The following is an 11,725-nucleotide window of genomic DNA, read 5'->3' as shown; positions in this document are numbered from 1 at the left end:
TATGACATCCACACGCTATCCACAACGCGTCCGTAACGACCTGCGCTTTCGCGAGCTGACCGTGCTCCGCGCGGAGCGGGTCAGCGCCGGCTTTCAGCGCATCGTGTTAGGCGGCGAGGCGCTGGAGGGCTTTAGCTCTCGCGGTTTCGACGACCACACCAAAGTCTTCTTCCCGGAACCGGGCACGACCTTTGTGCCGCCCGTCGTAACGGAAGAGGGTATCGACTGGGGCGAGGGCGTTCGCCCGCAGACGCGCGACTATACGCCGCTGTTTGACGCGGCGCGCAACGAGCTGGTGCTTGATTTCTTTATCCACGACGGCGGAATTGCCAGCCGCTGGGCGCTTGGGGCAAAACCGGGCGACACGCTGACCATCGGCGGTCCGCGCGGCTCGCTGGTGGTACCGGAAGATTACGCCTGGCAGCTGTACGTCTGCGACGAGTCCGGCATGCCCGCGCTGCGCCGCCGCCTGGAGGCCATCGCCGCGCTGCCGGTACGCCCGGAAATCCACGCGGTGGTGACCGTGGGCGACGCCTCTTATAAAGACTATCTGGCGCATCTGAGCGGATTTAACATCACCTGGGTTGTCGGCCACAGCGAGCAGGCGGTGGCTGAGCATCTGGCGGCGCTCACCGTTCCGGCGGAGGATTACTTTATCTGGCTGACCGGGGAAGGGAAGGTGGTGAAAAGCCTGAGCCGTCAGTTTGAAACCGCGGCTATCGACCAACAGCTTGTGCGTGCCAGCGCGTACTGGCACGCCAAATAATCAGGCTGCCGAATCCAGCTGCGCTTCGTTCACCTGAAGTTCGAGCGAAGCGCGCACCTCGTGCAGGGCTTTCTCCTGCTGGGCAAAGTAGGCTTCCATATTGTTCAGCGAGGAGACCAGCAGCCACGACTCCTCTTTTTCAAGCTCCGCCAGCTCGTTCACCAGGGTGTCGATTTGCTCGCGCACCTGAGCCATTTTTTTGCGGATACGCTCCAGATCGTTCAGCCGGTCGCTCGCCATCAGCGGCTCAAAGCCCTGCTGTAGTCGCGCCACCAGCGAGCGGATCGCTTTAACGTCCCCGCGCTGTTTCGCCTGATTCAGCTGCACCATCATCGCGTTCGCCTCTTCCTTCAGATCGTCCGCCACCAGATCCGGATGGCAAAGCTTGCTCGCCTGACGCCAGAGCCGTTTCAGCTCGTTCCGATCCTCTTCCGAGAGGTTTTTGCCTTTGCGCAGCCGTTTTTCCACGTCCTGATGCTGCTCGCGGTATTTTTCATACTCGCTGTTGGCCTCGTCCCGCGCCTGGCGCGCGGGCTCCTCTTCACGCGTTAGCCCGCTTTCCAGCTCCAGCGCTTCCGCCAGCAGGTTGGCAATCAGGTTGCTTTGCTGCTGAAGATGTTTACGCGCCTCGGCGGCCTGCACCGACTCGGCGGGCAGCTCGCGCCAGCGCTGGGTCAGGGAGGCCAGCACCTCAACCGCCTGCGCCATATAAAGCTGACAGCGGCGGTAATCTTCTTCCCGACGACGCGCCTCCGCCTGCTGACGGCGCAGGTTCAGCTCCGCCAGCGTTTTGCGCAGGGACAGTATTTGCTGCATCAGCGGCCCGAGGCGGGAGAAGTAGAGGTCGTTAAACTCATCCAACTGCTGCACCCGGGCGTTGCGGCGGTCAATCAAATCCCGCAGACGCTCCTCCAGCGCTTTCAGCTCCAGCCTGCTCGCCGCCACCTGCGGATCGCGCCACTGGGTAATCGCCCGCTGGCTCTGCAACCAGCTGATAATCGCCCGAAGCGCGGCGGTGTAATTCTTCTGCTCAAGCGCCCCGACGATCGCCTGTAGCCCATCGTCAAACGCTTCACTTTTCAGTCGTGCCAGCTGGCTCTGGATGATGTCGTCATCTTCCAGCTCGATGGCATTTTTAATGATTTCCAGACGTTTGATCGGTGTGCTCATGATGCCTTTCGCATTAACGCTTAAGTATTTGAGTTAAGGATAGTTGTTGAGAAAGCTACCGGAAATAATACACACGGATGATGATCGGCGCGACGGGGGATTTCTTTAGTTTTTCGCCGTACGGGGCTCTCAGAACCTGTCCCGGGTCAAAATCCGAAAAGGAAGTGGTTTAAAAAGCTCCAATTTACAGCGCTTACATTTTGAAATAAGTTGCTCGCTTTTTTATCGACAGGTCCGTAAACGGACATCGCGCAGGGAGCGTGGATATGTCAGGGAAGAGAGTGATTTTAGGCGCTGCCATGCTGGTTTCAGGCACGCTTCAGGGGGCAATGTTGTCCCCCGCGGACAGAAGCGCCGTTGAGCAACAGCAGCAGCATTTTCTGGAAACCAACCAGCGCCAGCGCGAAGAACTGGAGCGCAGCATTGTCCTGCCGGAGCCTGCTCGGGCCGCCAGCACCTCTGCGGAAGCGGGCCGCTGCTTTGTGATCAATCGCATAGATCTGCTGAATGCGCGTCTGCTGTCACTCACCGCCGCGAACAGGCTGACGGCGCCCTGGCTCGGACAGTGTCTGGATAGGGCGGATTTAACGCAAATTACCCATGCGGTGTCCGACTGGTACATCAGCCGGGGCTACGTCACCAGCCGGGCGTTTTTAACCGAGCAGGATCTCTCCGGCGGCGAGCTGCATATCGCCGTGCTGGAAGGCAAGCTTCAGCAAATCCGCCTGGAAGGCGTTCCCGCCCGCACGCTGCATATGACCTTTCCCCGGATGGAGGGGAAGGTCCTCAACCTGCGCGACATCGAGCAGGGTATGGAGCAGCTGAACCGGGTGCGCAAGACGCCCGTAGAAATTGAAATTTTACCGGGCGACGAGCCGGGCTATTCGATTGTGAATTTGACCGCCACGCCGGAATTTCCGTTCAGCGGCTCCGTGAGCTTCGATAACAGCGGGCAGAAAAGCACCGGCACCGGCCAGCTTAACGGCGCGCTGTACGGAAACAACCTGCTGGGACTGGCCGATAAATGGTTTGTCAGCGGCGGGCGCAGCAGCGATTTTTCGACTAGCCATGATGCGCAGAATTTTGCCGCCGGGCTCAGCGTACCTTACGGCTACGGCTTGCTGGACTACAGCTACAGCTGGAGCAACTACCTTAGCGTGCTTGATAACAACGGCTACCTGTGGCGCTCCAGCGGCGACAGCGAAACGCATCGCCTGAACGGCTCGTGGGTGCTGTTTCGCAATGGCGATATCAAAACCAGCGTCTCGGCGGGCGTGACGCACCGGAACAACCACAACTACCTCGACGACACCCTGCTGGCGACCAGCAGCCGCAGGCTCTCCAGCGCATCGCTGGGCATTAGCCACACGCAAAAAATCGCCTCCGGCGTCGCCACGCTAAACCCCAGCTTTACCCGGGGCGTCCCCTGGTTTGACGCAGAGGACGATAGCGACAAACGGGGCGACGTGCCGAAAGCGGAGTTCCGCAAAGGGAGCGTCAATGCCAGCTATCAGCGTCCTCTGAGCGAGAGCCTGTGCTGGCTGAGCAGCCTCTATTTTCAGTGGTCGCCCGACCGGCTCTACGGCAGCGAGCGCCTCACGCTCGGCGGGGAAAGCTCGGTGCGCGGCTTTAAAGAGCAGTACCTCTCCGGGGATAACGGCGGCTACTGGCGAAACGAAATCAGCGCGTTGCTCTTTACCCTGCCGTGGGTGGGCGAGATCGGCGCGATGGCCGCCGTGGACGGGGGCTGGCTGAAAAAAGACGCGGTTGACCCCTATGCCAGCGGCACCGTCTGGGGCGCGGCGTTCGGCCTGACCGTCAGCCATCGATGGTACGCCGCCCAGCTTACGCTCGGCACGCCGCTGCACTATCCGGCCTGGATGGCGCCGGATCATCTCACTCTTTACTACCGCGCATCCGTGGCTTTCTGAGGATCAGGGACGATGAAACAGGAACAGATTCATTTCACACAGCGCGCGCTGAGCGCGTTGCTGAGCGTATTGCTGGCAACCCAGCCGATGCTGCCTGCGGTGGCCGCTACGCTTACCCCTTCCGGCACGACGCGGCTGGATAGCGCAGTGAACGGCGTGCCGGTGATTGACATCGCTACGCCCAATGCGTCCGGCATTTCCCATAACAAATACACCGACTACAACGTGGGAAAAGAGGGGCTTATCCTCAATAACGCCACCGGGAAAATGGTCCAGACGCAGCTCGGCGGCGTTGTTCAGAGTAACCCCAACCTGAAGGCCGGGCAGGAAGCGAAAGGCATCATTAACGAAGTCACCGGGACATCGCGCTCGCAGCTGAATGGCTACACCGAAGTAGCGGGCAAAGCCGCCAACGTGATGGTGGCGAACCCTTACGGCATCACCTGTAACGGCTGCGGATTTATCAATACCCCCAACGCCACGCTGACGACCGGAAAACCGGTGCTGGATGCCAGCGGAAAGCTACAGTCGCTGGAGGTCAGCAAAGGCGCGATCGTCGTTGAAGGGCTGGGGCTGGACGCCAGCCAGAGCGACGCGGTGTCGATTATCGCCCGCGCGGCGGAGATCAACGCTCAGCTTCACGCGAAAGATCTGCGCGTGATTGCCGGAAGCAACCGCGTCACCCCGGAAGGCAGCGTCAGCGCCCTGAAAGGCGAAGGTGCCGCGCCGAAAGTAGCGGTAGACACCGGGGCGCTTGGCGGGATGTACGCCAACCGCATTCGTCTGGTCTCCAGCGAAAAGGGGCTGGGGGTTAACCTCGGGGAGTTGAACGCGCGTCAGGGGGATATTTCTCTTGATGCCAGCGGCAAACTTTCCCTCAGCAACACCCTCGCCAGCGGGGCGCTCGTTGCCGGCGGGCAGAGCGTGCAGCTGAGCGGCGCGCACAAAGCGGGTACGCATCTCACCGTCAACAGCGCGCAGGATCTGATGCTCAACAACGCGACCCTGCTTGGCGATAAAAACCTGCACCTGACGGCGGGCGGCACGCTCGCACATAACGGCGGCAGGCTGACGGCGGGACAGGATCTTGCCCTGAACGCCGGAACCTTTACCCAGAGCCAGACCGCCCAGGCCAACGCGGCGGCAAATATCACTCTTCAGACCCGCGAAGGGGCGACCACTCAGGGAGCGCTTATCGCCGGGAAAGGACTTTCCGTAAAAGGCGGCACCCTAACCCACAGCGGGCAGTGGAGCGCCGGGGAGAGCGCGAGAGTCAAGGCGAGCGCTTTCGACAATCGCGGCACGCTTAAGGGCAAACAAATCGGCGTCGACAGCACTACGCTTCACAACAGCGGCGGGCTGAACAGCGCAGGGGCGATGAACCTCTCCGCGCGGACGGCTACGCTCGGCGGTGATATGGCCGCCACGGGCGATCTCACCCTGAATAGCAACAGCCTCACCACCCTTGACGGTGCGCGGCTGCAATCCGAAGGGAACCTGCGTATTCAGAGCGCCTCGGCGGACCTGCGCGGAACGCACTCGGCGGGCAATGCGCTGGAGGTCAACGCAGGCTCCCTGACGCACAGCGGTAAAAGCAGCGCGCCGTTGATCAACATCCACGCCCCTGCGCTCACCAACAGCGGCGTGTTGACCGCCCCCGCGCTGGCCATGCGCGGGCAGAACATCAATAACAGCGGCCTGATTCAGGGCAGCGAGAGCCTGTCCCTTGAGGCCACGCGGCTTCTTAACAAGCAAAATGGGCTGATTTACAGCACCACCGATCTCACTCTGCGCGTGCCGGAACTGGACAATCGCGGGGTGATAACCAGCGATACCGCGCTGCATCTTAACGGCAATACGCTGACCAACAGCGGGGAGCTAAGTGCGGATCGCGTCGTGCTTAATTACGGCCAGCTCACCAGCACCGGGCTGATTCAGGGAAACCGCAGCCTGAGTATGGCGGGCGATACCCTGAACGCTGGCGACGCTTCCCGCAGCCTGACCGCAGGCACTCTGACGCTGTCGGCCACCGATCTGTACAGCGGCGGTCATATGCAGGGGCAGGATATCACCGTTGCGGCCGCTGACTGGCGCAACAGCGGCACGCTGCTGGCCGCCGGATCGCTGGTGGCCCAGGTGTCCGGCGCGTTACGCAATCACGGGGAGCTGCTGAGTCACGGCAACGCCACCCTGCGCGCCGCCACCCTGGACAACCGCGGCGCGGCGCTGAGCGCGGGCGCAATGACCGCAGAGGGCGAACAGCTGAGCAACAGCGGAACGCTTCAGGCCGCCACGCTGGCGCTGCATCAGGACAGCGTGACCAATCAGGGAACGATGACCGGTATTCAGGCGCTGACGCTCGCCTCGCGGCTGGCGATGGCTGCGCCGCAGATGACGCTGGTCAACGAGACAAAGGGCAAGCTGTTAACCTCCGGCGAGCTGAACGTCAGCGCGGGCAGCGTCACCAGCAAAGGGCTTTGGCAGGGTCAAAAAATCGTTTTAAGCGCCAGCGATATGATCCACAGCGGCTCGCTGCAAAGCGCCGACGCGCTGCGCCTGGCCATCAGCGGTAATCTCATCAGCAGCGCGGGCAGTAAAATTACCGCCAACGGCGACGCCGCCATTCAGGCGCTCGGCATAACCCACGACGGTCAGTGGATCGCCAGCCGTCTGACGGTTTCTGGTGATGCGCTCGCGAACAACGGTGAAATTACGGGCGTCAACGGCCTGCGGGTCACGCTGAACAACGGCCTGACCCAAAGGACGGGGAAACTGCTGAGCGCGGGCGATCTTAGCCTCACGTCGGCAGGCGTGAACAACGCCGGGCAGATCCAGGGTAAATCCACCACCGTCAGCACCAAAAACCTCGCCAACAGCGGGCGCATTCAGGGTGAGAACAGCCTGCATATCACCGCGCAAGAGACCACCAACGCGGCGGCGGGCGTGTTGCTGAGCCAGAACGCGCTGGCCCTCTCGACCGGCTCGCTTACTAACGCCGGAATTATTCAGGGCAACGGGGAAAGCAGCGTTACCGCAAGCAGCCGTCTGCAAAACGCAGGCAAGCTGATGTCGGGCGGCAAGATGACCCTCTCCACGCCGGAGTTTATTAATACCGGCTGGTGGCAGGCCGGACAGCTGGTGCTTAACGCGGCGAAGGCCAGTAACAGCGGCACCTGGATAGCATCGGGAAGGGCCGATCTGACTGGCAGCACCCTGAGCAATACCGGCAAGGTGAACGGTGCGGATCTGCGGGTGAATTACACCACGCTGACCAACGGCGGCACGCTGCTTGGTAACAGCGCGCTGACGGTCACCGCCGATACCCTTGATCATCAGCAGGCTGGCGCGCTGTTTAGCGCAGGCGATCTGCGGGTGAACGCGACCGGGGTGAGCCTGCTGGGGCAGGTGGTGGCGCTCGGCAACGTCACGCTGGATCTGGTTCGCACCTTTACCCACACCGCGACGCTGGCGGCGGGCAGCACCCTCTCCGTCACCTCGCAGGGGGCGGTGACAAACCAGGGAGTGATGCAGGGAAACGCGGTTGTGCTGAACGCCGGTAACGCGCTGACCAACAGCGGGAAAATCGTTACGGGCAGCGGCAACAGCCAGTTCAGCGGTAGCAAGCTGACCTTCAACGAGCAGGGGAGTTTACAGGGCGGCGGCGATATTACTCTGATCAGCCGCAGCGACGTGACGCTGGCCGGTTTTACCGGCACCGCAGGCTCGATGATGGTGAATGCGGCGGGCACGCTGCTTAACACGGCGCTGCTGTACGCCGCGCAGAATATGAAACTGTTCGCGGATCGTATTCATAACCAGTACGGCGATATCCTCGCGGACAATAGCCTGTGGATGCAGAAAAATGCGGCGGGCGCGGCGAATACGGAAGTGGTGAACCGCTCGGGGAATATCGAAACCCAGAAGGGCGATATTACGGTCAAGACCGGGTATTTGCTGAATGAGCGTGATGGGCTGGAGGTGACGGAAACGCGCATTGATGGCGAGAGTGCTATTCCGGGGCTGGGTAACACGAACCTATCTGTGGATATTAGCCTTCTGCCTGAGGGCAGTTACGGCGTTATAAGAAGAGAATATCAACGCGCAATTAGTGGCTGTGGCGCCAACGGTAGCTGTGTTGAAAAGACGTTTGTCAGTTACAGCTATGCGGGTTTTAGAGACTCGCCAGAACAGAAGTTTATCCTTGGTCAGAAAGGAACCTCGGTTACCAGCAGGGGCGGTGTGGCACGGATTGCGTCCGGTAATAATCTTGCCGTTGAAGCCGGAAATCTGAGTAACCAGGCCAGTACGATCCTTGCCAAAAATGATATTTCGCTCAAAGGCTCCACGCTCAGTAACCAAAGCTGGCAGTCAGGTTCTTCAACCGAGTACATGGTTTACGCTTACGATCCTGATGGTTATGGCTACGCGAATATGGCTGCCGATAACCTCCGCGAAATCATGTCCCGGGACGTCAATGCGGAGAAACCCGCAACCACCAAACTGCGATATACCCTCAAAGGCCGTGAAACCGAATGGACGGAGGGGGAAGCGTTCCGCTCGGTCATTCAGGCCGGCGGCAATATCAGCGCCCGTTTCACCCGTGATATTAGCAATACCCTGACCACCGCTAACACGGCTGGCTTTAGCAATACCGTGGCAGCGCCAGCGCTGACCCCGCTCAGCAAAACGTCTGTGGGCAGCGCTGAAAAAGCGCAGTCCCTTACCCGTGCTGACACGACCACCCTAAGCGGCCCAGCGTGGCGCGATGCGATTAGCGATGCGTTACAGGATCTCACCGGCGGCGCGCTGGACAACGCCTTCGGCAAAGGGGCGGATACCAGCGCCTGGCCGCTGCCGTCGGGCAAAAACGGCTACTTCGTTCCGGCGAGCGATCCAAACAGCCCGTACCTCATCACCGTTAACCCGAAGCTCGACGGTCTGGGGCAGCTTGACTCGACTCTGTATCGCGATCTTCATGCGCTGCTGGGCATGAAGCCCGGCGACGCGCCGCGCGAAACCAACAGCGCCTTTACCGATACAAAACAGTTCCTCGGTTCGGCGTATTTCCTCGGCAAACTCGGACTTAACCCGGAAAGGGACTATCGCTTCCTCGGCGATGCGGCCTTTGATACCCGCTACGTCAGCAATGCCGTCCTCAACCTGACCGGCAGCCGCTATATCAATGGCGTCGGTTCAGATATGGAGCAAATGCGCTACCTGATGGACAGCGCCGCCGCGCAGCAGCAAAAGCTGGGGCTGAAGTTTGGCGTATCGCTCACGGCTGAGCAGGTCGCAGCGCTGAACGGCAGCCTGCTGTGGTGGGAATCCGCCACCGTTAACGGACAGACGGTGATGATCCCGAAAGTCTATCTTTCGCCGAAAGACGTTACCGTCCAGCGCGGCAGCGTCATTACCGCCAATAACGTTCAGCTTGCGGGCGGGAAGGTCAGCAACAGCGGCAGCACGATAAGTGCCGCCAGCCAGCTGAACGTCGACAGCAGCAACAGCCTGGATAACCTCAACGCCGGGCTGGTCAGCGCGGGGGGCAACCTTAACCTGAGCGCGCTGGGCGATATCAACAATATTGGCTCGACCATCAGCGGCAAGCGCGTGTCGCTGGAAAGCGTCGGCGGGAGCATTAACAACCAGACCCGCGTTCAGCAGTGGAGCGTTGGCAAAGGCACCACACGATTCAGCGGTACGGACGTGGGTAACACCGCGTCCATCAGCGCAACGGACGCGCTGACGATGCGTGCCGGGCAGGATATCAACGTGACTGGCGCAAACGTGTCGGCAGGCGGCAGTCTGGGCATGGCCGCAGGTCATGACATCACGATTGCCGCTAACGATATCGCCGAGAGCCAGACCCGTAAATCGGGTAAAAAGACGATTGCCAGCGCCAGCGTGGCGGTGCAAAACAGCACCCTGACGGCGGGCGATAATCTTGTGCTGGTGGCAGGCAATGACGTCACCGCCCGTGCCGCCGGGATCGCCGCGCAGGGCGATGTGGGCATTCAGGCCGGACGCGACGTCAACCTGCTGGCGGAAGCCACATCGGAATTCGCCAGCAGCAAATCGAAGAAGAAAACGTCGATTGATGAGTCCGTGCGCCAGCAGGGCACCGCGATTGCCAGCGGCGGCAACACCGCCATTATCGCCGGTCGGGATATTACCGCGCAGGCCGCAGACGTGACGGCGCAGGGCGATATCCGCGCGGCGGCGGGTCGCGATGTGACGCTGACCACCGCCACGGAAAGCGACTATCGCTTCCGGGAAAAAACCAAAACCAGCAGCGGCTTCCTGAGCAAAAAGACCACGCACACCATCACGGAAGACAGTAACACCCGTGAAAAAGGGGCGCTGCTGAGCGGCGATAACGTGTCGGTCTCGGCGGGTAATAACCTGCTGGTGAAAGGCTCTGCGGTGGCGGGCGACGGCGACGTGCAGCTGCGTGCCGGGAATGACGTGGACATCGTTGCCGCCACCAACAGCGACACCTCATGGCGCTTTAAGGAGACCAAAAAATCCGGACTGATGGGGACGGGCGGCATCGGCTTTACCATCGGCAGCAGCAAAACCACGCACGATATGCGCGAGAAGGGCACCACCCAGAGCGACAGTTTCAGCACCGTGGGGTCGACGGGCGGCAACGTCAGCATTGCGGCGGGCAAGCAGGCGCATATCGGCGGCGCGGATCTGATCGCGAAGCAGGATCTCGCCATTACGGGCGACAGCGTGGTGATTGATCCGGGCCACGACAAACGCACCCGTGTTGAAAAATACGAGCAGAAGAGCAGTGGCCTGACGGTCGCGCTGTCGGGCGTGGTTGGCTCGGCGCTGAACACCGCCGTACAGGCTGCTCAGGAGGCAAAAGAGGAGAGCGACGGTCGCCTTGCCGCCTTGCAGGCCACCAAGGCGGTGCTATCGGGCGTGCAGGCGTCGAAGGGGGCGGATGTCGCCCAGGCGAACGGCGATCCGAACAACGGCATCGGCGTCAGCATTTCGCTGAACTCGCAAAAGTCCAAATCTGAAAACCATCTGCGCAGCGACGCGGTGGCAGGCAGCACCCTGAACGCGGGCAGCAACCTTGCCATCACCGCGACGGGGCAGGGGAAAGGGGCGAACAGCGGCGATATTCTCATCAGCGGCAGCCAGCTGAAAGCGGGGGGCGACACGTCGCTTTCCGCTGCGAACGATATCGTGCTGGGCGGCGCGGCCAGCACGCAGCAGAGCACGGGTAAAAACAGCAGCAGCGGCGGAGGCGTGGGCGTCAGCATCGGCGGCGGTACTAACGGCTACGGCATCAGCGTGTTTGCGAACGTCAACGCGTCCGGAGGCAGCGAGAAGGGCAACGGCACGGCATGGACCGAGACCACGCTGGACAGCGGCGGCACGGTGTCGATGACCAGCGGCCGGGATGCGATTCTGGACGGTGCGCAGGTGAGCGGTGACAACATTATCGCCGATATCGGGCGCGACCTGCGGATGCGCAGCCAGCAGGACAGCAACGATTTCAAATCGAAGCAGACCAGCGTGGCGGCGGGCGGGAGCTTCACCTTCGGCAGCATGACCGGATCGGGGTACATCAGCGCCAGCCAGGACAGGATGAAGAGCACGTACGACTCGGTGCAGGAGCAGACCGGGCTGTTTGCCGGGCAGGGCGGCTTTGACGTGATGGTGGGTCGCCATACCCAGCTGGACGGCGCGGTTATCGCCTCTGCCGCCACGGCAGAGAAAAACAGCCTTGATACGGGCACGCTCGGGTTCAGCGATATTGGCAACGCGGCGGACTATAAAGTCAGTCATACCGGTATCAGCCTGAGCGGCGGCAGCAGCTTCGGCAGTACGTCGGGCGGCA

Annotated in this window: 4 protein-coding genes; 3 read left to right on the top strand and 1 reads right to left on the bottom strand. The window is 61.3% G+C overall.

What is annotated here, in order from left to right:
* Position 1: 1 nt before the first annotated feature.
* Entirely contained in the window at positions 2-766 is a 765-nt protein-coding gene (locus tag ACSVHP_RS12180; protein WP_447552045.1) for a siderophore-interacting protein, read from the top strand.
* Here the strand turns inward: ACSVHP_RS12180 and ACSVHP_RS12175 are convergent, their stop codons facing one another.
* On the bottom strand, positions 767-1,936 hold the full coding sequence (locus ACSVHP_RS12175; protein WP_234674267.1) for a DNA repair protein: 1,170 nt from the start codon (positions 1,934-1,936) through the stop codon (positions 767-769).
* Between the two features lie 266 nt (positions 1,937-2,202).
* Here ACSVHP_RS12175 and ACSVHP_RS12170 point away from each other — a divergent pair, with 266 nt between their 5' ends.
* Positions 2,203-3,867 (top strand): ShlB/FhaC/HecB family hemolysin secretion/activation protein, encoded by a 1,665-nt coding sequence (locus ACSVHP_RS12170; RefSeq protein ID WP_447552044.1) that lies wholly within the window; start codon positions 2,203-2,205, stop codon positions 3,865-3,867.
* Positions 3,868-3,879: 12 nt separating this feature from the next.
* Positions 3,880-11,725: hemagglutinin repeat-containing protein (locus tag ACSVHP_RS12165; RefSeq protein WP_447552043.1), on the top strand; the 7,846-nt coding region annotated here is incomplete at its 3' end.

It is taken from the genome of Enterobacter sp. 186315, assembly GCF_053290175.1.
This window is presented reverse-complemented; position numbering and strand designations above follow the sequence as displayed.